At 41.6% G+C, this 22,636-nt stretch carries 17 protein-coding genes and 3 pseudogenes; 19 read left to right on the top strand and 1 reads right to left on the bottom strand.

Annotated features, from left to right (window positions below; all coding sequences use genetic code 11):
- Positions 1 to 55: 55 nt before the first annotated feature.
- Entirely contained in the window at positions 56 to 1,603 is a 1,548-nt protein-coding gene (locus MUB50_RS08550; protein ID WP_118625254.1) for a PucR family transcriptional regulator, read from the bottom strand.
- 249 nt (positions 1,604 to 1,852) lie between these two features.
- Here MUB50_RS08550 and MUB50_RS08545 point away from each other — a divergent pair, with 249 nt between their 5' ends.
- The 19 genes and pseudogenes from MUB50_RS08545 (at position 1,853) to MUB50_RS08455 (ending at position 22,634) form a co-directional block, all read left to right on the top strand.
- Positions 1,853 to 2,797: an NmrA family NAD(P)-binding protein gene (locus tag MUB50_RS08545; RefSeq protein ID WP_118514200.1), complete on the top strand. Its 945-nt coding sequence runs from the start codon at positions 1,853 to 1,855 to the stop codon at positions 2,795 to 2,797.
- 20 nt (positions 2,798 to 2,817) lie between these two features.
- Positions 2,818 to 4,167 (top strand): aminomethyltransferase family protein, encoded by a 1,350-nt coding sequence (locus tag MUB50_RS08540; protein ID WP_118368515.1) that lies wholly within the window; start codon positions 2,818 to 2,820, stop codon positions 4,165 to 4,167.
- Positions 4,168 to 4,371: 204 nt separating this feature from the next.
- Positions 4,372 to 4,464 (top strand): annotated as a pseudogene (locus MUB50_RS17175) (toxin HicA); the annotation flags it as partial.
- A pseudogene (locus MUB50_RS17170) lies at positions 4,448 to 4,534 on the top strand (toxin-antitoxin system HicB family antitoxin); the annotation flags it as partial. The pseudogenes MUB50_RS17175 and MUB50_RS17170, both read left to right, overlap by 17 nt.
- 40 nt (positions 4,535 to 4,574) lie before the next feature.
- Positions 4,575 to 4,715 carry a hypothetical protein gene (locus MUB50_RS08525; RefSeq protein WP_244791025.1) on the top strand — a complete coding sequence of 47 codons (141 nt, stop codon included), beginning with the start codon at positions 4,575 to 4,577 and terminating at the stop codon, positions 4,713 to 4,715.
- 33 nt (positions 4,716 to 4,748) lie between these two features.
- Positions 4,749 to 4,865: pseudogene (locus MUB50_RS08520) on the top strand (family 1 glycosylhydrolase); the annotation flags it as partial.
- A gap of 216 nt (positions 4,866 to 5,081) precedes the next feature.
- The gene (locus MUB50_RS08515; protein WP_118625256.1) at positions 5,082 to 5,855 is read left to right on the top strand and encodes a NifB/NifX family molybdenum-iron cluster-binding protein; all 774 of its coding nucleotides are present in this window, start codon (positions 5,082 to 5,084) and stop codon (positions 5,853 to 5,855) included.
- 208 nt (positions 5,856 to 6,063) lie between these two features.
- Entirely contained in the window at positions 6,064 to 6,774 is a 711-nt protein-coding gene (locus MUB50_RS08510) for a sulfite exporter TauE/SafE family protein (RefSeq protein WP_021652660.1), read from the top strand.
- Positions 6,775 to 6,818: 44 nt separating this feature from the next.
- Positions 6,819 to 8,012: a PucR family transcriptional regulator gene (locus MUB50_RS08505; RefSeq protein WP_182433985.1), complete on the top strand. Its 1,194-nt coding sequence runs from the start codon at positions 6,819 to 6,821 to the stop codon at positions 8,010 to 8,012.
- 241 nt (positions 8,013 to 8,253) lie between these two features.
- Positions 8,254 to 9,591 (top strand): aminotransferase class III-fold pyridoxal phosphate-dependent enzyme, encoded by a 1,338-nt coding sequence (locus tag MUB50_RS08500; RefSeq protein ID WP_118625258.1) that lies wholly within the window; start codon positions 8,254 to 8,256, stop codon positions 9,589 to 9,591.
- A gap of 18 nt (positions 9,592 to 9,609) precedes the next feature.
- Positions 9,610 to 10,737: an iron-containing alcohol dehydrogenase family protein gene (locus MUB50_RS08495; RefSeq protein WP_118625260.1), complete on the top strand. Its 1,128-nt coding sequence runs from the start codon at positions 9,610 to 9,612 to the stop codon at positions 10,735 to 10,737.
- Positions 10,738 to 10,850: 113 nt separating this feature from the next.
- The gene (locus MUB50_RS08490; RefSeq protein ID WP_015525489.1) at positions 10,851 to 11,186 is read left to right on the top strand and encodes a P-II family nitrogen regulator; all 336 of its coding nucleotides are present in this window, start codon (positions 10,851 to 10,853) and stop codon (positions 11,184 to 11,186) included.
- A gap of 27 nt (positions 11,187 to 11,213) precedes the next feature.
- Positions 11,214 to 12,749, top strand: coding sequence for an APC family permease (locus tag MUB50_RS08485; RefSeq protein ID WP_118625262.1), 1,536 nt, complete (start codon positions 11,214 to 11,216; stop codon positions 12,747 to 12,749).
- Positions 12,750 to 13,122: 373 nt separating this feature from the next.
- Entirely contained in the window at positions 13,123 to 15,744 is a 2,622-nt protein-coding gene (locus MUB50_RS08480) for a cation-translocating P-type ATPase (protein WP_244791023.1), read from the top strand.
- The gene (locus MUB50_RS08475) at positions 15,744 to 16,991 is read left to right on the top strand and encodes an AI-2E family transporter (protein WP_243119216.1); all 1,248 of its coding nucleotides are present in this window, start codon (positions 15,744 to 15,746) and stop codon (positions 16,989 to 16,991) included. The genes MUB50_RS08480 and MUB50_RS08475 overlap by 1 nt, the downstream gene beginning before the upstream one ends.
- Before the next feature lie 171 nt (positions 16,992 to 17,162).
- Positions 17,163 to 18,545: a melibiose:sodium transporter MelB gene (melB, locus tag MUB50_RS08470; RefSeq protein ID WP_118514188.1), complete on the top strand. Its 1,383-nt coding sequence runs from the start codon at positions 17,163 to 17,165 to the stop codon at positions 18,543 to 18,545.
- Positions 18,546 to 18,657: 112 nt separating this feature from the next.
- Positions 18,658 to 20,247, top strand: a complete 1,590-nt coding sequence (locus MUB50_RS08465; RefSeq protein ID WP_118062294.1) for a response regulator — start codon at positions 18,658 to 18,660, stop codon at positions 20,245 to 20,247.
- 28 nt (positions 20,248 to 20,275) lie between these two features.
- Entirely contained in the window at positions 20,276 to 22,006 is a 1,731-nt protein-coding gene (locus MUB50_RS08460; protein WP_244791021.1) for a sensor histidine kinase, read from the top strand.
- Positions 21,996 to 22,634, top strand: coding sequence for a hypothetical protein (locus MUB50_RS08455; protein WP_244791019.1), 639 nt, complete (start codon positions 21,996 to 21,998; stop codon positions 22,632 to 22,634). The genes MUB50_RS08460 and MUB50_RS08455 overlap by 11 nt, the downstream gene beginning before the upstream one ends.
- Positions 22,635 to 22,636 lie beyond the last annotated feature (2 nt).

Raw genomic sequence — 22,636 nt, 5'->3', positions numbered from 1 at the left:
GTTGCAATGAAATTGCTGTCGCAAGCCAAATTTCAAGCATAGGAGGATGTCCAAATTAAAGTGTTTCGCAGATGAGGCAGGATATTAATAAATAGAGAAGCATATTTTCATCCAGGTAATCCAGTGAAATATGGAGCAGGTCTTCGATTTTTCGTAGCCGGTAGATCAAGGTGTTTCTATGAAGATGAAGCGTCCGGGCAGTCTCCGCTATATTTCTTCCGTTGATAAGATAGCATTTTAAATTATGAATGAGTGTGAGATCCTGCTCCATATGGCTTTGCCACAGGGATAAAACAGCTGGGTGGCAGAAGCCCGGCAAGGAGTTTTTTTCCTTAAGGACACCATATAAAACATGCAGAAAGGCTTCATCAAACCTTTGAATATGTTTTTGAGGCTCCAAAGGGTAAGATTTCATAAGCCTGCATTGCCCATATGCCATGGAAAGCTCCGTGAATCTAAAAAAACGGGTGCTTATATAGACCTTAAGGGAAAGCCGTTTTAGCAAATCATCCAGTGCGGCGTATGATTTTTCATAATCAGGATCAAAATCCCGCCTGCGGCAAACCGCAACAATAGAATGTTCAAAATAGAGGACAACTCCATGAGGCAGAATGTTTTTTATCTGATGAATATAGGCAGACTGACGGGTATCCGAGACGTCAGATTCCGGAAGGGAAAATTGATAAAGATACCAAATATCCTCATTCGTATAATTTCTGGCTTGGAGATAATAAGAGGTAGAAAGCTCATCTGCCGGATATCCCTGTAAAAGCCGTATAACATAATAGTTTTCTTCATCCTGCAAAAGAAAAGCCTGAATCTGGTGCTTCATAGCAAGCTCTGTAAAATGAACGACTTCTAATAACAAAGCCTTTTGTGCTTCCGTAAAGGGACCGTTTATATCTGTCGTACCGAATGCTCCAAAGTTTTTTCCCTCAAAATAAAGCGGAGCGGTCAGAGAGTGATGGGATGGATCCTGACGAAAGACGCTGGAGATTAAGCGGTTTCCGCTGTGAATTTCCTGCATAACTCTCTGGTGTTCGTCAGGATATATGGATTCTGTCGGTGTAAAGCCGAAATTGATAACCTCGTCCCAGAGAGTTCCCACGATTTTTTCCTGAAATTTCCCGGTATAATGCAGCAGCTTTCCGGTTGGAGAAAAAAGGGCAATCGGGTTGCAAAGAAAGGTGGACGCATAATCAAGCAGATCTGAAACATCTTTGTTTTCGATAATTATATTTAGGCATTGCTCATACCAGGCATAGTACTTATCAAAAATATCCAGAAACTCACGGAATACCTTATGAAAAGGCTCGTCCGTATATAAGATGGCGGCATGCTCCATCCAGGAAGGGTTTATCTGTCCCTCCTTTGATCCGGTTTTGGTACAGAAAATCAGGAACCGGGGCTTACGTATATCCCATTCCCTATCAAGGAAAGAGCTCTCTTGTGTTAAATACAGAAAATCATTATCAATTATTTCCATGGAATCATCAAGCATGCGGGCATGCCGGAATAATTGATCTAAGCCCGTAGATTTATAAAAAATCCTGTATTTATCAGGAATCCAGTCAAGGATGACAGAAATACTCATAGATTTCATTGCAAAAAACTCCTTTGGTTATTTTTGACGAAAAAAGACAGTATAAATGAATTATATAACTGATGACGGGAGATGGCAACTGCTTTACTATAAATATATAGGAAACACTGTTCAGGCGCCGACAGTTAGAGAAGAGATAATATAATTCAGACAAAAGGAGGGAGGCAATAAAAAGAGCTGAGGGAGCATCCTATAAAGGGGTATCGATTTTTTAATATTATAACTATATAGTTGAAAGGATTATTTTTTATGAAAAAGATATTGTTAAATGGAGTAGACGGAAATTTTGGAAGCAGGTCAGCCCGTGTATTGCTGGAAAAATATCCTCATGAAGCTTTGATTTTTACGGCTCCAACAAAAAATGGTCTTGAAAAATACCAGGCAATGGGCATTGAAACCAGAATTGCCGATTTTAACAATGCGGAAAAACTGACGGAAGCATTTAAAGATGCGGATACAGTTATTCTGATCTCCATGCCATTCGTTGGACCGAAAAGAAGAGCGGCACATAAAATTGCAATTGATGCGGCTGTGGCGGCAGGTGTAAACAAACTGGTTTATACATCGATTGTAGGAGCCGGACATGAGGATATCAATGCTTACGAAGTAAACGATCATGTATGGACCGAAAGGTATATCAAAAAACAGCCCATCCATTATTTGATTCTTCGGGATTCCCAATATGCGGAAGCAATGGTCTCCACATTTGTGGAAGCAGTTGAAAATACAAACGGCATCATCCGCAATAACATGGGAGATGGGAAAATGGCATTTGTTTCGAGGGATGACTGTGCGCTTGCGGCGGCCTGTGCGGCAATGTCTGATTGGGAAGATCGAATTGTTGATATAAATGGAGCCGAGCTTCTGACAATTGCACAGTACATGGCAATCGCCTCGGAGGTTACGGGTAAAAAGACGGAATATCAATATATCAACGATGATGAGATGTATGAGTTCTTTGACTCCATCGGCGTTCCAAGGACAACGGAGGAAATGTGGGCGGACACGGCGAAGAACTTTCCATTTTGCTCAGATGGAATGGTGTCCTTTGGCAGGGCAATCCGTCTGAATCAAATGAGTACATTTACAGATGATTTTGAAAAGCTGACAGGGCAAAAGCCCATCACGGTAAGAGAAATGTTTGAAGATATGGAAAATCATTTAATCGGAACAAGAACATCTACAGATAATTAAAAACAGTAGGAGGACGAAAAATGGCAGAAATGATGAATCCGGCGCTGGAAGGCGCCACCTTATTGTTCCCACAGGGATCTTTTATTACGGCATATGCTTATACGGGCGTGGAGGATGAGATCAAGGCATATCAGACCAGCGCATGGATTGGAACGGCGCTTATGACATCCCCCATTTATGATGTATACGGACCGGATGCCGTTAAATTAATGGGACAGGTTTGTACAAATGATTTTACCACGCTGGGAATGAACGGCATACGCCATGCCGTAATGTGCAATGAGAAAGGTCAGATTCTGACAGACGGCGTTGTAATCCGTATCGGAGAAGATCGTTACAGAACCTACTGGCTTGATCCGGTGATCTCTTATTATGTCAATACATCAGATCTGGATGTGCATGGCGAAAACATGAGCGGAAAGGAATATTTTATCCAGATTGACGGTGAAAAGTCCTTAGAGATTCTGGAAAACGCATTCCAGGCCAATCTTCACGACATCAAATTCGGCAGACATAGAATCCAGGAGGTAAACGGAAAACAGGTACGCATCATCCGGCTTGGCATGTCCGGCAACCTTGCTTATGAAATTCACGGAGATATGGCGGATTATGCGGAGATCTATAATCTGGTATGGGCGGCAGGTGAAAAGCTGGGAGCAAGAAAGCTTGGGCTCCAGGCTTATAACATGTTTAACCATACGGAGGCCGGATTCCCGAATATCAATCTTCACTATCCGCTTCCGTGGCTGGAAACCAGCGAGAAAATGACAGAATATATGCGCACAGTGCCTCAGTTATCCATGTTCAATCTCAATCGAAGGCTTCTCGGAAGTGTGGGGGATGATCTTCAGGCTCGCTTTGTTACTCCCTATGATGTGGGATGGGATTTCCTGATTAAATACAATCATGACTTCATTGGAAAAGAAGCCCTCCTTGAAATGTCGAAAAAGCCCCAAAAAAAATGCGTAACCCTGGAGTGGAACGCCGAGGATGTGGCAGAAGTCTTTGCAACCATGCTCAGCCCTGGGGAGGAACCCTGCGAGGATATTACCAAACCATGCGCGCTTGAATACTATTTCTGTGTCAGAGAGTTTGGTTTTGAGTACCGGGCGGATAAGGTGCTGGCTGCAGATAAGGAGATCGGGATCACAAGCGGAAAAATCATCTCTTATACCTATAACAGCATGATTTCTCTGGCCTTCATTTCCGCAGAATATGCCAAAGAAGGGACGGAGCTTGAAATACTCTGGGGAACGCCGGGAACCCGCCAGATGAAGGTTCGCGCAAAGGTTGCCAGATTCCCGTATAATCAGGATTATATCCGTAATGAAAAGCGGGATGTTTCGGATATACCTGTTTTTGAAAGATGAAACCGGAGATGATTACATAGGGAAAATAAAATTTATGTGTTCCCCTGCAGAGTTTTCAAGCTTTGCAGGGGATCTGCTGTTTATGGGTTTATTCTTTTAACTTAATACATATACCTGTATTAATTATTGAACATAATATAGAATTTATTTCTCATGTAGCAGATTATCTTGTAGATGTAGGAAGAAATGCAGGAAATAAAGGTAATACCAAAGCATGAACCAATCAAGAAAGTATATGTAGAAATGGTAAAGCAGATTGTAGAAAGCGAGGCGAAGAATGATGAAGACGCTGAATGATTATATGGCAATGTCCTATCGTATGGAAATTGTGGAAGATAAAGATGAAGGCGGATTTGTAGTTTCTTATATCCATATGTTCCACGCGATATATATGAAAGTTTTTTTGAATGATTTTTGAAACATTTTTGAAAATTATTAAGAGAAACGGAGCAGCAACTCCGGGACATCTCAGAATTCCGGAGACCTATGAGATGGCGAGAGAACTTGCTGATTATATAGAGAATCTGGGAATTGAAGAATGGAAATAGCAAAAGAAATGATTTAATAAAAGGAAGAAAGCAATGGAGAAAGAAAATAGAAAGTATTCAGGGTTTTCAGAGGATTTTGTCTGGGGTGCAGCAACGAGTGCATATCAGATCGAAGGCGCAGTAAAAGAAGATGGCAAAAAGAACAGTCTGTTTTGATGGAATTAATTTCTGTTATGACAGACTGTTTTTTCTATGCCATTATCAATAGTTGATTTGCGGAAAAACATCGAAATATATGTGTCGTGAGGAGAAGTTTATGCTGTATATAATACTATTAGCTGAGTTATATGGGCATATGTCAAAAACATTATTGACATATGCCTTTTATAGAACTATTATATAAGAAAAGCAAGAAAGGAGCAGTTTATGCCGAGACCAGTAAAATGCAGAAAAGTTTGCCATTTCCCCAATGTTTTAGAATTCTTTCCGGCAGATGATACTGAGAAAAAAACACCTATTGTTCTGACGGTAGATGAGTATGAAACCATCCGTCTGTTGGACAAGAAAGGTTATAGTCAGGAGCAGTGCGCAGTATCTATGCAAGTAGCAAGAACAACTGTTCAGCGAATTTATGAGATTGCCAGGAAGAAAATAGCAGATGCACTCATTGATGGATATCCGCTTAAAATTGAAGGTGGAGATTTCAAAATCTGTGATGGTCAGAGCAGTAACTGTGGACTTGGAGGATGTTACAAGCAGGAGATTCATCAAAAATATGCAGCAGAAAAAGGAGAAGGTATCATGAGAATAGCAGTAACGTATGAAAACGGACAGATTTTTCAGCACTTCGGACACACAGAAACATTTAAGATTTATGATGTAGAGGAAGGAAAAGTAGTACATTCAGAAGTAGTAGATACGAATGGAAGCGGACATGGCGCATTGGCAGGAGTTCTTAAAGCATTGAATGCAGATGTTTTGATCTGTGGCGGAATCGGAGGCGGCGCACAGACAGCGTTAGCGGCAGCCGGCATTAAGCTTTTCGGAGGAGTTTCCGGAGATGCGGATGAAGCAGTAGAAGCGTTTATCAATGAAACACTCGATTATAATCCGGATGTTAAGTGTTCTCATCATGAGCACAGCCACGGGGAAGGACATACATGTGGCGAGCATGGATGTGGAAGCCATAGCTGTCATTAAGAAAAATAGCAAAAAATAATAATACAAAAGAATGTGTCAAGGTAATGGAGAAAGGCAACTGTTGACTTTTGCCTTTTAGCGTGTTAAAATCAAGAATGTAGAAAAACAAAGACGTTTTGCAGTCATTATTGCAAAGCGTCTTTTTATTTTATCAGCAGTGATAAAGAGTGTGCGGTAAACAGATAATACAGAAAAGGAAGAATGCTCTATGAAAGAATTGTTATTTTTGCTTGTATTGTTTGTTTCTAATGTTATTCAGGCTATCACAGGGTTTGCCGGCACGGTATTGGCGATGCCACCTTCCGTTTATTTGCTTGGGCTGGATCATGCAAAGGTGGTCCTGAATGTTATGGCCTGGCTGTCCGGACTGATGATCGCAGTGACCGGATATCGACATATAAACTGGAAAGAATTGCTTAAGATGTCTGCGGTCATGTTGGTTGGAATGTTTGCAGGGATACAGATCTGCCGGATCGTGAAATCTGAAAATATTCTTCTGACAATATATGGAATCATAATCGTCGTAGTTGCATTAAAGAATCTGTGCATCCATACAGAGAAAAAACTTCCGGATCTCATTTTGTGGATAGTTCTGATCCTGGCAGGGATAATTCATGGTATGTTTGTATCAGGAGGGGCTTTACTTGTGATCTATGCAACACAGGTACTGAAAGAAAAAGAAGAATTTCGTGCGACAGTGGCCCCTGTATGGGTGGTGCTGAATTTTTTTTTGATGGTTACCCAGTTCAGGAGCGGCCTGGTTGGAACGGCAGATATTCGACTGATCTGTATCAGTATCCTGCCATTACTTATAGCTACATGGTTAGGTAAAAAGCTGGTATGTAAAGTATCTCAGAAGGTATTTCTGAATCTGACTTATATACTGCTTCTGATATCTGGAGTATCTTTGATCGTCTGATGCAGTTGATCACAGGAAGCTGCGGTGGAGAAAGGTGTATAAATATGGCAGTAACATTGCGTGAGATCATAAAACAGGTACAGCATCTGGAGATGAAGCTGGTAGCAGGTGAGACAGGACTGGATCATGAAGTGTCATGGACGCATATGGTAGACAGCGACACGATTTCTGCATTTCTGCAGGGACAGGAGCTTACTTTTACAACTGGATTAGGATTGAATGAAAATCTGACTCTTCTTCGTCTGGTAAAGGAAGTATGGCGAAACAAAGCCAGTGGAATCGTGATCAATACAGGGCCTTATATCAGTGAGATCGGACAGGATGTTATTGATTTTGCAAATGAAAAGGGATTCCCGGTATTTGAAGTACCGTGGAGGGTTCGAATGGCTGAAATCATGCGGATCATATGTTTTGCAATAACAAAAGAGCAGCAGAACGCAATTGAGGTTGCGACGGCACTTAACAATGCCTTTTTATGTCCGTCTCAGGAAGAACTGTATGTTTCGGCACTGATGAGAAAAGGGTATTTTACAGACAGTGCATATACGGTTGTGAATGTGTGTGTTCTGGAAGACAATGATCGTGTAACAGGAACAAGGCTAGAGCAGATTTTATCTAAACTGAGCAGTCATATCCGCTGCAATTATAATGGGATTTTGTGTTGTGCCCAGGATAAGCAGATCCTTCTGGTTTTGTGTGATTATTCTGATGAAGCATGCAGAAAAACTACAGAGAGGATTTTTCAGATACTATGCAGGATGGTATGTCAGAAGGAACAGATTTTTGTAAGTGTAAGTAAGCAGATTTCCGGGATCAGGCAGATTTATAAGAGCTATCAGTTTGCGGAAAAAATGTCTGATTTATTATGTGTCTGTCAGGTTCCGGGCGAGCAAAGCACAGATGGCGGAAAGATTATTTTTTACAAAGATCTTGGGATTTACAGGGTACTGCTCACACTTACAGATAAGGAAGCAATAAAAGAATATCTGGCAGATACAGTAGCTCCATTGTATGAATATGATGAGATGAACCACTCAGATCTGGTCAGAGTACTTCAGTGCTACCTGGCTAACGACTGCAGTGTCAAAAGTGCGTCACAGGAATTGATCGTACATCGAAATACAATTAATTATAAGCTTGGAAAGGCCGCTGAGATACTTGGAAAAAATCTTTCTGATTTTGATGTGCGTTTTCAGCTGAGGCTGGGTTTCCTGTTATATCAGATGAATGAAATGTAAAAGGAAAATGCGGCAGCAGAATAATAACGATTGTGCTGCAGCACAAAAATAATTGGATAGATGTCTATTGCAGACAGTCAGTGTCGAGAGTAATATATGACTCAGATAAGACAAAGGCGTCTGGTTCACAAATGAATGTGGGCCGGGCGCTTTTCTTATTCTACAACAAATAATAAGTTTGTTTACCGCAAAAATGAACAATATTTAAAACTGAATTACAGATAAAGAGGAGGAAGTTATTATGAGTTTAACAGGAAAAGAAGTAGCACAGATGCATAAAGATTATGTGATGCAGTCATGGGCAAGATCAGGAGCAGATACTTTACCGGTAGAAAGAGCTGAGGGAATTTATTTTTACGATTATGATGGAAAAAAATATGCAGATATGGCTTCACTTCTGGTGTGTTCCAACCTCGGACATGAGCTGCCGGAGATCGTTGAAGCAATCAAGGAACAGGCTGATAAGATGTGCTTCATGGCACCGGCATATGCATCCGAGCCTAAGAGCATGCTGGCAAAAATGCTTGTAGAAGCAGCAGGAGCAGATACATACAAGAGAGTTTTCTTCACAAATGGTGGAGCAGAATCCAATGAGAATGCTATTAAAATGGCACGTATGGTAACCGGAAGAACCAAGATCTTTTCCTGTTACAGAAGCTATCATGGAGCTACACTTGGAGCATCCAATGCTTCTGGTGACTGGAGAAGATATGCAGCAGAGATCGGTGGTGCAAATGGATTCGTACACTTTATGAACCCTCAGATGTATCGTGACGGATATACAAAAGGAGTTGATGATGCAGAGGTAACGAAGAAATATCTGGATGCGCTGGATCTGCAGCTCAAATATGAAGGCCCCGGAAATGTGGCAGCGATCCTGATGGAGTCTATAGTAGGTGCAAACGGTGTCATTCTTCCTCCAGACGGATATATGGAAGGTGTTCGTGCACTTTGTGACAAATATGGAATCCTTCTGATCTGTGATGAGGTTATGGCAGGATTTTACCGTACAGGAAAAATGTTTGCATTTATGAATTTCGACATGAAACCGGATATCATTACATTTGCAAAAGGTGTTACCTGTGGTTATGTACAGCTGGGCGGATGTATTGTGAGTAAAAAGGTTGCGGAGTATTTTGAGGAAAATGTTCTTCAGTGCGGACTTACTTACAGTGGACATACACTTGCATGTGCGGCTGGTGTAGCAGCAATGAAATATTATAAAGAACACGACATCGAGGGACATGTAGCTGAGATGCACAAGATCGTTGCTCCGTTTATGGACGAGATGGTAAGAAAGCATAAATGTATTGGTGAAGCAAGATGTATCGGTTTGTTCGGCGCACTTGAAGTAGTCAAGAATAAAGAAACCAGAGAACCGATGCAGGAATACGGCGTACCCGGACCGGTAATGCCGTGGATATTTGCAGAATTAAAGAAACGTGGCTTTGCAACTTTCGGACGTGAGAACTTTATTGAAATCTGTCCGCCACTGATCATCACGAAAGAGGAGCTGGAAGAGTATCTCCCGATCCTTGATGAAGTGCTTACAATGGTCGATGAAAAATTTTGTGACTGATAAAGCAGGAGGTAGCCTATGAACTGGGATTATCTACAGCCGGTAAAAATTCATTTCGGCAAAGGTAGAGTAAAAGAAATCAAAGAAATAGCCAGAGAGCTTGGCTGCGAAAGAGGCCTTCTGGTGGCAGGACCGTTTTTCTTTAAAAGCGGTCTTGCCGAAAAGGTCATAAAAGAGTCAGAAGGAATGATCGTTGCTTCTTTTGGAGATGTTTCTCCAAACCCGGACGTTGCAGAGGTAGATGCCTGTGCGGAAGTGATCCGGCAGAAAAATATCGGATTTGTGGTAGCACTGGGTGGAGGCAGTCCCATGGATTGTGCCAAAGCAGCTGCCAGTGTAGCTTTGACTCCGGATTCCATCCGTAAGTATCATGAAACCGGAGTAGCAATGCCGGAGAAACATCTTCCACTGATCGCAGTTCCTACGACTGCAGGAACAGGAAGTGAAGTGACCTGTGTATCAGTTCTTTCGGATCATGCAAATGGAAAAAAAGCGCCGATCGTATCAGAGGGATTTTATCCGGCAGCAGCTATCATTGATCCGGAACTTACTTATACAATGCCACCGCAGGTTACGGCAGGAACAGGAATTGATGTTCTTTCCCATGCGATCGAAGGCTATTGGAGCAAAGGTCATCAGCCGATCTGTGATGTGCTTGCGATGCATGCAGCAGAACTGGTATTCAAATATGTTTACAGAGCATACAGGAAGCCAGATGATGAGGAAGCAAGGGAGAAAATGTGTGAAGCATCTTTGATTGCAGGATTGGCGTTTACTTTACCGAAAACTACTTCTTCCCATGCGTGTTCATTTCCATTGACCAATATTTATCACATCCCGCATGGCGAGGCGTGTGGCCTGACCCTGGATTATTTTATAAGAATCAATGCAAAAGGCGAAGGTGGTGAACGTGTAGAGGAATTTGCCAGAAGGATTGGATTCAAAGATGCAGAAGAGATGGCGGATGCAGTTCTTGAATTAAAGAAAAAAATGGGATTGCGGTGTGATCTGAAGGATCTGGAGCTTGACGATGATCAGATTGCGGAGCTGGTTCGCATCAGCAGACACCCGAACCTTTATAACAATCCGGTAGAGATCACAGATGCGATGCTGGATGAGATGTATCGATATCTGGCCGGAAAGTGAAAGATTTTGATTGAATGTTGAAAGAAATAATGATAATATAGAAAGAGACGATGGAGTCCGGATACTTTGGTATCTGGGCTCTTTTTGTATTTATGGATGGGAGATGAAAGATTATGAAACTGATCACAGCAATCGTAAGACCTGAGAAAGTAATGGATGTCATCAAAGCACTGGAACAGGAAGGATATTTTGCTTTTTCAAAATGGGCAATTTCAGGAAGAGGTAAGGAAAAAGGTATTCAGGTAGGTGATGTCCTTTATCAGGAAATGGCAAAAAACATGCTGTATATTACTGTTGGGGACAAAGAAAAAGATGAGGTTGTAGATATTATCATTAACAGTGCAAAGAGTGGGCAGTATGGACATTATGGTGATGGAAAAATTTTTGTTTCCGATATCAGTGAGGCATATACGATCAGTGAAGAAACCAGAGAAGATGATGATGAATGATATGCTTGATGAAGCAGGAGGATATATATGGGTGAAAGAAATAAAAGAACAAAATTAAAAAAATCCATGGGACCTGGTTCGATCTGGGCAGTTGCAGTCGGTTCCATCATTGGATGGGGATGTTTTATACAGGGTGGTCTCTGGACAGAACGTGCAGGTGGACCGCTCCCGCTGTTTCTGGGATTTCTGGCAGGCGGTCTTTTAATGATCGTGGTAGGCTACAGCTATTCTTATATGATCGCAAAATTTCCGGTAGCGGGTGGTGAATTTGCCTATGCATATAAAGGCTTTGGAAGAACTGCTTCGTACATATGCGGATGGATGCTGTCGCTTGGATATCTGTCTATTGTAGCTTTGAATGCAACGGCACTTCCGGTATTGGCATCCTATATTTTTCCTGGAGTCTTTAACAGAGGTTACCTGTATACAATTGCAGGATATGATGTATATATGGGTGAAGTCGGATTATCCCTGTTCTTTATCATACTTTTCGGGATCATGAATTACAAAGGTGCGAAATCTGTAGGAAATCTTCAGCTTGCGATGGTCCTTATCATGTGTGCAGCGGTTGTTGTATCAGTCATTGGCGTGATCGCAACAGGACATTTTGATGCTTCAAACTTGCAGCCGGCATACGGAGCCGAAGGCAAGTCTCTTGGAAGCGGTTTTGTATCTATCCTGGCATTGGCTCCGTTCCTTTATGTAGGATTTGACTGTATTCCACAGGCGGCAGAAGAATATGATTTTCCACCACAGAAGTGCAAAATGCTGATCATTTCAGCATTGATCGTAGGTGCTTTGATCTATGGTGCAATGGCACTGGTGACAGATTGTGTTGTTCCCTGGCAGCAGGTTCTGACTATGACAGATGCGGATGGAACTCTTGTAAAATGGCATACAGGTGCAGTTCTTGATCTTGCAATGGGAAAAGTTGGTGTGTGCTTTGTGGCACTGGCAGTGTGCATGGGGATTTTTACCGGTATGAACGGATTCTTTATGACATCCAGCCGTCTTTTATTTGGTATGGCAAGAGCAAAAATGCTTCCGTCAGCTTTTGAAAAGGTTCATCCGGAGCATAAAACTCCGTCCATATGTGTTGGGTTTACCATGATCATCTGCTGTATCTGCCCATTTTTCGGCAGAGAAGTGATCGGCTGGGTTGTAGATATGTGTTCCGTAGGTACTGCGTTCGGATATTTCTTTACCTGTGCAGGTGCTTATATTCTTCTGAAAAAATATGGCGATGATACAGATACAAATAAAATCCATCCGGCAGTAGCAATGGGCGGCTGCGTGATCTCTGTTGTAATATTGCTGCTCCTGATCGTGCCCGGTTCTCCAGCATTCATGGCTCCACAGTCCTTTGCAGCGCTGATCGTGTGGGTACTGATGGGAGTTACTTTCTATTTTGTTTCAAAGAAAAATTTTGCGAAAATCACTAAGAGAGAAATGGATTATCTGATTCTTGGAAATGTGCAGGTAGTTCGAGGACTGAGAAAAGGAAAAGATCAGGGAAGAGTTGTGCAGGGTAATATTGTGGCTGATCAGAGTAATAAATCTTAAAAGGTAATAAAACGGCTGCAGGCCTATAATACTTTCAGGGTAACAGAAAAACTTCCATTCAAAAAATGGGAGTTTTTCTGTTACCGGAGTATCATATTTGCAAGGTGTGATTTATAAAGTATCTTGACAGAGGTACCGATTCTGTTATACTATTAAAACTGATAAAGGGGAGTAACCTACGTTTGGAAATCTGCGTTTGCAGTGTCGTCAGTACGGTGGAAACATCCGGCGCTGCAGGGAAATGGTGAGACTTTTATTGCATTTTTTGTTGTGCAATAAGGGTTTCTTTTTTTATATCATTTTATCAAAAAAATCCTTTATTGCATAAAAAAATTACAGTCGGTGAATATTTGCAAAAAAGGAGGCAAAGGTAATGAAAGAAATTTATCAGCAGACAGCAGAAGAAGTTCTCGAGCGTGTGGAAAGCAGGGAATCAGGGCTTACCGATGAACAGGTCAGACGGTCCAGAGAGAAGTGCGGATGGAATGAGCTTGCAGAAGGAAAGAAAAAAAGTATTTTGCAGATCTTCTTTGAGCAGTATAAGGATTTTCTGGTGTTGATCCTGATCGCATCGGCAGTGATATCCGGTATGCTCGGAGATGTGGAAAGTGCAGCAGTTATCGTGATCGTTATTACGATCAATGCGATTTTGGGAACCGTGCAGACCGTAAAGGCTGAGCAGTCTCTGCAGAGTTTAAAGAAGCTTGCCGGTCCGGAGGCAAAGGTATTGCGTGATGGTGTGGCGGTACAGCTTCCGGCAAGAGAACTGGTTGTAGGAGATGTGATCCTTCTTGAAGCAGGTGATATGATCCCTGCGGATGGAAGATTGATTGAAAATGCAAGTCTTAAGGTCGATGAAAGTGCTCTTACCGGAGAAAGTCTTGCGGTTGAAAAGAGTATGGACATTATTTTGGAGGAAGCACCGCTTGGTGATCGGACCAATATGCTGTTTTCCGGAAGCTTTGTCACATATGGGCGTGGCAGAGCGGTTGTAACGAATGTAGGAATGCAGACAGAGGTTGGAAAGATTGCGGGACTTCTGAAATCGACTTCGGAAAAACAGACGCCACTTCAGGCGAATCTGGATGATTTTGGAAAGAAGCTTTCCATTCTGATCCTGATATTTTGCGGAATTCTGTTTGCGATCAGTGTATTCCGCGGTGAGAAGATCAGCAGTGCATTTATGTTTGCAGTAGCACTTGCAGTCGCAGCGATTCCGGAAGCTTTAAGCTCCATCGTGACGATCGTCCTTTCTTTCGGAACACAGAAGATGGCAAAGGAGCACGCGATCATTCGTAAGCTCCAGGCTGTGGAAGGTCTTGGAAGCGTTTCTGTTATCTGTTCGGATAAGACCGGAACACTCACACAGAACAAAATGACAGTAGAAGATTATTATATTGATGGAAAAAGAATCACAGCAGATGCAATTGATGTAGCAGATCCGGCGCAGAGATGTCTTTTGAACTACAGCATTTTATGTAATGATTCAACAAATGAAAATGGAGTGGAGATCGGAGATCCGACGGAAACGGCATTGATCAATCTGGGCAGCCGGTACGGAATTGAGGCTGCAGGTGTAAGAAAGCTTTATCAAAGAGAAGGAGAGCTTCCCTTTGACAGTGACCGTAAGATGATGTCAACACTTCACAGAATTGATGGTGAGAACCGGATGATCGTAAAAGGTGCGGTTGACCGGCTTCTGGAGCTGACAGACAGAATCTGGACAAAGGACGGAGTTCGGGAAATCACAGAAGCAGATAAAGAAAAGATCCAGCGCCAGAATCAGGAATTTTCAATGGAAGGGTTACGGGTACTGGCATTTACCTATCGTGAAATTCCGGAGAAGCATGTATTGACGACAGAAGATGAGAACCATCTGGTATTTCTTGGTCTGATCGCTATGATGGATCCGCCGAGGGAAGAATCAAAGGCTGCAGTTGCAGAATGTATAAAAGCGGGGATCCGGCCGGTCATGATCACTGGAGATCATAAGATCACAGCAGCGGCAATTGCAAAGAGAATCGGAATTTTACACGATCTGTCGGAGGCCTGCGAGGGCGCTGATATTGAAAATATGAGCGATGAGCAGCTGAGGGAATTTGTTCCGAATATTTCTGTGTATGCAAGAGTGTCACCGGAGCACAAGATTCGTATTGTCCGTGCATGGCAGGAGAAGGGGATGATCGTGGCAATGACCGGAGACGGTGTGAATGATGCTCCGGCATTGAAGCAGGCAGATATTGGTGTTGCAATGGGAGTGACCGGAACAGAGGTCGCAAAGGATGCTGCAGCAATGGTGCTTACAGATGATAATTTTGCAACAATTGTAAAAGCAGTGGAAAATGGACGAAATTTATATCAGAATATCAAGTATGCGATCCAGTTTCTTCTGTCAGGAAACTTTGGTGCGATCCTGGCAGTTCTTTGTGCATCCCTGGCAGGACTTCCGGTTCCCTTTGCACCGGTACATCTGCTGTTTATCAATCTTTTGACAGACAGCCTTCCGGCGATTGCATTAGGCGTGGAGCCGCACAGCAGTGAGGTGATGAATGAGAAACCAAGATCAGCAGACGAGTCAATACTGACAAAGGATTTTCTTGGCAAAATCGGTCTGGAAGGCCTGGTGATCGGTATGATGACGATGATAGGATTTTTGACAGGATATAACCAGAATGGTGCACTGCTTGGCAGTACCTATGCCTTCGGAACACTTTGTCTGGCACGTTTGTTCCATGGATTCAACTGCAAATCGGATCATCCGGTTATCTTTACAAAACGTTTCTTTAATAATAAATGGCTTCAGGGAGCATTTGCACTTGGGGCAGTACTCATTACCGTTGTACTGACGGTTCCGGGATTTCATCTCCTGTTTAAAGTAGAGACGCTGGATCTGATGCAGCTTGGCTGTGTATATTTGTATGCGTTTGCAAGTCTTCCAATCATTCAGCTGCTTAAATGGATACGTATGAAATTGAAAAAAAGAGAGGAAAAATAGTGGATTTAAGCAAAATATCTATAAAAAAAATCAGGGAGCTTATTGTGTTTACGGCACTTCTTGTAGTTGCCCTATGGAAATTCGATGTGGTGCTCAGCGTGCTAAAAGCAATATGGGGGATTATATTTCCGTTTGTGCTTGGCGGGGCGATCGCTTTTATAACAAATGTGCCAATGAGCTTTTTGGAAAAGAAAATTTTCGGAAGAGTAAAAAAAGAAAATAAGACAGTTGGAAAACTGGCAAGACCGATAAGTCTGCTCCTTACGATCATATTGGCGGTTGGTGTAATCGTACTGGTAATGTTCGGGGTGATTCCGCAGCTTACGCGGACAATGGGAACTCTGATGATGAGTATCGCTGATTTCATTCCGCAGATGCAAGGCTGGATTCGGGAATTTTCCCATAATAACCAGGAAATCATGAAGCTGGTAAATCAGGTGCAGTTTAATCCGGATCAGGCGATCAAGTGGGGAATAAGTCTTCTTGGAAATGGTGCAGGAAATATGATGAATACCACAATGTCAGCAGTGGGTTCCATAGTCAGTGGATTGGCAACCTTTTTTATTGCATTTTCATTTGCCTGCTATGTTCTTTTTCAGAAGGAGAAGCTGCATGTGCAGATCCGAAAAGTATTTTTTGCCTTTCTTCCAAAGAAAAAGGCAGATGCTTTTCTTAAAATTTGTTCTCTGACTTATCGGACATTTGCGAATTTTCTTGCAGGTCAGTGTCTGGAAGCTGTGATCCTCGGCTGTATGTTTGTTGTGATACTGAGTATTTTGAGGATGCCATATGCACTTTTGATCGGAGTTTTGATTGCGTTTACTGCATTGATTCCGATTTTCGGGGCCTTTATCGGATGTGCAGTGGGAAGTTTTTTGATCTTTATGGTAAATCCGAAACAGGCAATTTTATTCATTATAGTATTTCTGGTGCTGCAGCAGATCGAGGGAAATCTGATCTATCCTCATGTTGTGGGTGAATCTGTAGGGCTTCCGTCGATCTGGGTTCTTGCAGCAGTTACGATTGGCGGAAACCTTATGGGAATTGTGGGTATGCTTGTTTTTATTCCGCTGCTTTCCGTGTTCTATACTATTTTTCGGGAATTTGTATATCTGCGCCTGAAAAAAAAGCATATCAAACAGGTAACAAAGACAGAAATAGAGGAATATACGGCGGAGGAAATTGCTGCTATAGAAGAAACGTCAGGAAAAGAACAGAGACCTTCAAAAGTTCAAAAAAAATGTTGACAAGAGATGGCAAGGCAAAAGAAAAGTAAATTGTTTGAAAAATAGAGTTAAAAACAAAAAATCATATTTTTTGAATAGAATATCAAATGTTCATATCCATCCCAAAATGCTAAACTATCACACGGTAAAGAAATGTGTACAAAGAAAGGGCATAAAAGAGGAGATAGAGGAATGGATAACAACAATAAAAGCAGTGTGGTTTACCAAGGTAAGATTCCTGGAAGAGTAAAGTACTCGTTTGCTTTTGGAGCATTGGGTAAGGATTTGATCTATGGAATGATAGCAACTTTTTCCATGATCTATTTTACAGATATCATTAAAGTAGCGCCGGCGTTTATCGGAACCATGTTTTTCGTGGCAAAGATCTGGGATGCGTTTAATGATCTTTTCATGGGAATGGTTGTTGATAATACAAGAAGCCGTTTTGGCAAATTTGTACCGTGGCTAGTGATCGGAACGTTGATCAACGCATTTGTATTTGTAATTGTATTTACAGATTTTCATTTATCAGGCGTAAGCCTTTGTGTTTTTGCATCTGTTATTTATGTATTATGGGGAATGACCTATACAATTATGGACATTCCATACTGGTCAGTAATCCCGAATCTTACATCTGATCCACAGGAGCGTGAAAAAGTATCCGTACTGCCAAGAATTTTTGCAAGTATCGGACAGTCACTGATCATTGCCGGATTTGGAGTACAGATCATCAAAGGTCTTGGCGGTGATTATACAGGATATCATAGATTTGCTTTGATCATTGCAGCAACATTTATTTTTACAATGGCTGTATGTGTACTGAATCTGCCAAAGATCCAGCATGATGTTGAGAAAAAAGAAAAAATGAAATTTAAAGACATCTTCACAGTCATCAGAAAAAATGACCAGTTAAGATGGGCAGTATTGCTGATTCTTTTATATAATGTGGCAATTCAGGCAATCATGGGAGTTGCGACCTATTACTTCAGTTATGTATGCAACAATGCCGGAATGTTATCTGCATTTATGATCAGTGCATCTGTTGCAGAGGTTGTAGGACTTCTGATCTTCCCGAAGGTAACAAAGATCTTGTCCAGAAAGCAGGCGTTTTTGTTTGCGTGTGTGTTGCCACCGATCGGATTGATTCTTCTTCTGGTGGTAGGAATTGTGTGTCCGAATAATATTGTTTTGACAGCGATTGCTGGTATTATTGTTAAGACAGGAACCGGTCTGGAGCTTGGATGTGCAACGGTATTCCTTGCGGATGTTGTGGATTATGGAGAATATGTTCTCGGAAACAGAAACGAGGGTGTTGTATTCTCTCTGCAGACCCTGATCGTAAAATTGACAGCAGCATTTACAGCGCTGGCTATTGGATTTGTACTGGAGCTTACAGGATATGTTCCGAACACAGTGCAGTCACTTGCAACACAGAATTCTATTCGTGTTCTGATGTGTGTAGTGCCGACTATCGGAGTTATTCTTGCATATGTTGTATTTAAGAGCAAATATAAATTAGATGATAAATTTATGAAAAAAGTTGTTGCGAAACTGAACGGCTCAGAAGAGAAATAAGAGCAGTCCCCTGTTTTAATTGTGAAAACAATAAACAGGGGATTTTTTGTATTTTATGTATATTGATAATATGCTATCATAAAATACAGTAAAACATCAGGGAGTATGGAGTGTGAGAGTATTTAGTATTATTTTGGCAGATGATGAACCGAATATCCTATATGGAATGCAGAAGGGAATAGACTGGGAGAGCCTTGGATTCTCTGTAGTTGGAACAGCACAGAATGGAAAAGAAGTGCTTGATATGATGGATGAATTTCATCCGGATTTAGTGATCAGTGACATAAAAATGCCTTTCATGGATGGTCTGGAGCTGGCAAAGAATATCCATGAAAATTATATGAATACAAAGGTGATCCTGTTTTCCGGATGGGATGATTTTACATACGCACGTCTGGCTATCAGTTATGGAGTTTCGGAATATGTGATGAAACCCATTGATTACGAGGAGATGCAACGTCTGCTCATAAAAATGTATCAGGAACTGGAGAAAGAATATAATGAAAAAATAAACCGTGTCCGGCTGGAGAATGCATATACACAGAGCCTGCCGTTATTGCGTCAGCAGTTTTTTTCCAGGCTTATGACAGAGGTTATGGAGGAGAAGGAATGCAGGCGGCAGATAAAAAATCTGAAGCTGGATCTTTCGGATCAGGTGTACTCAGTTATAGCAGTAAAAGTGGGAAAAGAAGGGAAGAAGGACATTCTCAGCGAACTGTCAATGAAGGAAACGTTGAAGGAAGCACTGGAAAAAATTGCACACGTTCATGAATTTGGTATGGGCGATAAAGAAGTATTTCTCCTTGGTGGCAGCAAGAGACATGAGATTGGGAAGATCACACGAAGTATCCAGGAAACAGCAGTTATGATCCAGCGTATTTTCGGAGCGAGGATTTCCTGCGGGATCAGCAACAGCGGAGAGAATCTGAAAGATATGCCGGCGTTGTATGCTCAGGCAGCAGAAGCATTGGATTATAATCTTGTTTTGCCGGAGGAGAGCTATACTTACTATAACGATATCATGCCGCAGCAGGAGGAAGAGGACTGGAACTCTCAGGTGGAAATGATCGGAAAATCCATCACGTATTGTACGGAAGAAGAATTGAAAAAACAGGTCGGTGATCTGATCGCATGGCTGCATAAGGGTCACTATAATTTGAATGAATATCAGATCGTTATTCTGGAAATCTCTTTTTCTGTTGCCAGATTTTATAAGAAATACCAGATTACATCAGATGCAGAATTTGCGGGATCCAAAAAGATGGCGGTGAAGATCCTTTCGTTGAGCACAGGGGAAGAATTAGATCATTGGCTTTTGAATTACTGCCTTCTGATACGATCACTGATCCAGAAAAAACAGATCGACAACAATGTGGTTCTGGCAGAAAATGCAATGAAGATCGTGGAAAAAAAATTCCGGAATCCGGAGCTGAGTGTGGAGTCGATATGTGGAGAGTTACATGTTAGTACCTCCTATTTTTCGAAAATATTCAAGCAGGAAACAGGAGGTACATTCATTAATTATCTGATCAGTCGACGTATGGAAGAAGCAAAAAAACTGCTTTTGCAGACTGATTATAAGAGTCAGACCATCGGAGCGATGGTAGGGTATCCGGAGCCAAATTATTTCAGCTACGTATTTAAAAAAAACTGTGGAATCTCACCTGTAAAATACAGAAAATCTGCACAGTCAGATACATAGATCGGAAATAATATACAAGGAGCTGAAAATGAAAAATAAAAAGATAAGTATCCGTATCATTTTTCCGGTGGTTATGTCTGCTTCCATTGCAGCCTGCATCATCAGCTGTATTCTTCTGTTTTCCTACTATTTTTCAACATATTTTCAGAAGGATGCCATAGAAAAAATAGGAAAGCAAAGGGATTTTCTGGCGCAGAGTCTGGAGACACAGATTGAAAATATCAATGTACTGATCAACAGGATCTACTATCAGAATATAAAGAAATATGATGTGGACAGTGCCAGGTTTGCGGAGGAAATGGAACAGCAGATATTTCTTGAAGAAAAGTGTCTGTATGGACTTGCCTTATACGATATAGACGGAGAAAGTATATGGCATTCAGGGACATTTGCAGAACAAGAGGATGCGAAAGAGATGGCCTGGTTTTTACAGGCAAAGGAGAATATTGAGACGATCAGTTACGGACGGCGGAGACTGGTACGTCCTCAGGAGGATAGTTATGTATTTGAGATCAGCCGTTATGTAGAATATATCAAGGATGGGAATATGAGATCAGGAATTCTTCTGATGGAGTATTATACAGATTCTGTGGATGAGATACTGTCGCATTACAGAAATCAGAAATCAGCTTATTGCTATTTGCTGGATGATCAGAAGAATATGCTCTATCATCCTTTTGATAAAGAGATCGCATCCGGATTATATAAAGAAAAGACCATAGAGTCTGCATTGTCCTGCAAAAATTATAGGATAGAAAAGGCGGATGGTCAGCAGTGGCTGATAGAGGGTCAGCAGATCGGTTACACAGGATGGAATATGGTAGTTGTAAATTCTATGGACAGTCTGGTATTGGAAAGCCATAATCTTCATTATCTTGTATGGTTTATACTCCTTCTGATCGGAGTGATCCTGATCTTTCTTGATACTCTTGTGTTTCACAATTTTACAAATCCGATTTACAGGCTGCTTCGGACAATGGAAAAATTCGGAAAAGGCGATTATAATGCCAGAGCACAGGAGGAAGGAATCGGCGAACTGAAAAATGTAAGTATACATTTTAATATTATGGCAGATAAGCTTCAGGAGCAAATGGAAGAGATACGCAGAAATGAGAGAGAAAAGCAGAAGATGGAGAAGAAGCTTCTGCAGTCGCAGATCAATCCTCATTTTTTGTATAATACGCTGGATTCCATTATCTGGATGATCCGAAGTGAAGAATATGATGGTGCCGGGGAGATGGTCTCTCTTCTGGCTAAATTTTTCCGGATCTCCTTAAGTCAGGGAAAAGATATGATCACTCTGGAAAAAGAACTGGAACATGCTTCCAGCTATCTGGCCATCCAGAATATTCGTTTCAAGGATAAATTTGAATTTCATGTGGACGCAGATCCGGAACTGCTGAAATATTTTTGCCCCAAGCTATCTATTCAGCCATTGCTGGAAAATGCTATTTATCATGGAATGGATGGAATGTATGAGGATGGAGAAATCGAGATCCGGATCTATGAAAAGAATGGAGATATCAAAATCGATGTGTCAGATAATGGACCCGGTATGACACAGGAAAAAATAGATTATATCATGCACAATAAAGTAGTATCCAGCAAACGTGGTTCCGGAATCGGAGTGTGCAATGTAAATGAGAGGATACAGCTGATCTATGGAAAAAATTATGGAATTACGATCAGTAGTGAACTGGATGAGGGAACCGTTGCCACGATCACGATCCCGAAAATGGAGGAAATGGATGAGCAGTAAGAAAAAACATATCATTCTGATTCTGGTTCTGATCGCACTTATATCCTTTCGGTATATGACAGTGCGAAACCATAGGGCAGAAAAAAGCAGAATTACCATCGTCCTGCCACAAAACACACAGGAAGATTTAAGCAGTGTCCAGGAGGGAATCCGGGATTATGCTTATGACCATCAGATAAAGCTGGATGTCTGGTACAAAAAGCAGATGTCCGAAAAAAGTTTTGCAGAGCTGGTGAAAGAGGAAAAGCAGAATCGAAGCATGGGAATTCTTCTGGTATATCCGGAATTTTATCTGAAAAAAAATCAGAATGGTTACAAATATAAGGAAGTACTGGCACTTACAGATACCATGAAGGAGTCATATTTGCATTATGCGGCATTTGTGCGGAGGGAACAGGAAGAAGAAACATACAGGATGCCAATCAGTGAAACTGTTTTGGGACAGATCAAAAGTGGCCGTAAGAAAGTGGTTTATATGGAAAATACATACAGACTTGGCTATGAATGTATGCAGATGATAGAAACTTACGGAAAGAAAAAAAAGATGGAGAGTATCTTTCTGCAGCCGTTAAAGCTTGATCGGGAAATTCTGGAAGCGGGCAGTCTGGATGCATTACTTGCAAGGTAGAG

The sequence above is a fragment of the Blautia sp. NSJ-140 genome (assembly GCF_022868965.1).
Lineage (GTDB): Bacteria > Bacillota > Clostridia > Lachnospirales > Lachnospiraceae > Blautia_A.
The sequence above is the reverse complement of the archived record's forward strand: the minus strand, read 5'-3'. Positions and strand labels throughout refer to the sequence as shown.

What these genes read in the sequence shown, in the direction of transcription:
- MUB50_RS08550 (WP_118625254.1), bottom strand. Translation starts at nt 1,603, where the DNA reads ATGAAATCTATGAGTATTTCTGTCATCCTTGACTGGATTCCTGATAAA.
- MUB50_RS08545 (WP_118514200.1), top strand. Translation starts at nt 1,853, where the DNA reads ATGAAAAAGATATTGTTAAATGGAGTAGACGGAAATTTTGGAAGCAGG.
- MUB50_RS08540 (WP_118368515.1), top strand. Translation starts at nt 2,818, where the DNA reads ATGGCAGAAATGATGAATCCGGCGCTGGAAGGCGCCACCTTATTGTTC.
- MUB50_RS08525 (WP_244791025.1), top strand. Translation starts at nt 4,575, where the DNA reads ATGATTTTTGAAACATTTTTGAAAATTATTAAGAGAAACGGAGCAGCA.
- MUB50_RS08515 (WP_118625256.1), top strand. Translation starts at nt 5,082, where the DNA reads ATGCCGAGACCAGTAAAATGCAGAAAAGTTTGCCATTTCCCCAATGTT.
- MUB50_RS08510 (WP_021652660.1), top strand. Translation starts at nt 6,064, where the DNA reads ATGAAAGAATTGTTATTTTTGCTTGTATTGTTTGTTTCTAATGTTATT.
- MUB50_RS08505 (WP_182433985.1), top strand. Translation starts at nt 6,819, where the DNA reads ATGGCAGTAACATTGCGTGAGATCATAAAACAGGTACAGCATCTGGAG.
- MUB50_RS08500 (WP_118625258.1), top strand. Translation starts at nt 8,254, where the DNA reads ATGAGTTTAACAGGAAAAGAAGTAGCACAGATGCATAAAGATTATGTG.
- MUB50_RS08495 (WP_118625260.1), top strand. Translation starts at nt 9,610, where the DNA reads ATGAACTGGGATTATCTACAGCCGGTAAAAATTCATTTCGGCAAAGGT.
- MUB50_RS08490 (WP_015525489.1), top strand. Translation starts at nt 10,851, where the DNA reads ATGAAACTGATCACAGCAATCGTAAGACCTGAGAAAGTAATGGATGTC.
- MUB50_RS08485 (WP_118625262.1), top strand. Translation starts at nt 11,214, where the DNA reads ATGGGTGAAAGAAATAAAAGAACAAAATTAAAAAAATCCATGGGACCT.
- MUB50_RS08480 (WP_244791023.1), top strand. Translation starts at nt 13,123, where the DNA reads ATGAAAGAAATTTATCAGCAGACAGCAGAAGAAGTTCTCGAGCGTGTG.
- melB (WP_118514188.1), top strand. Translation starts at nt 17,163, where the DNA reads ATGGATAACAACAATAAAAGCAGTGTGGTTTACCAAGGTAAGATTCCT.
- MUB50_RS08460 (WP_244791021.1), top strand. Translation starts at nt 20,276, where the DNA reads ATGAAAAATAAAAAGATAAGTATCCGTATCATTTTTCCGGTGGTTATG.
- MUB50_RS08455 (WP_244791019.1), top strand. Translation starts at nt 21,996, where the DNA reads ATGAGCAGTAAGAAAAAACATATCATTCTGATTCTGGTTCTGATCGCA.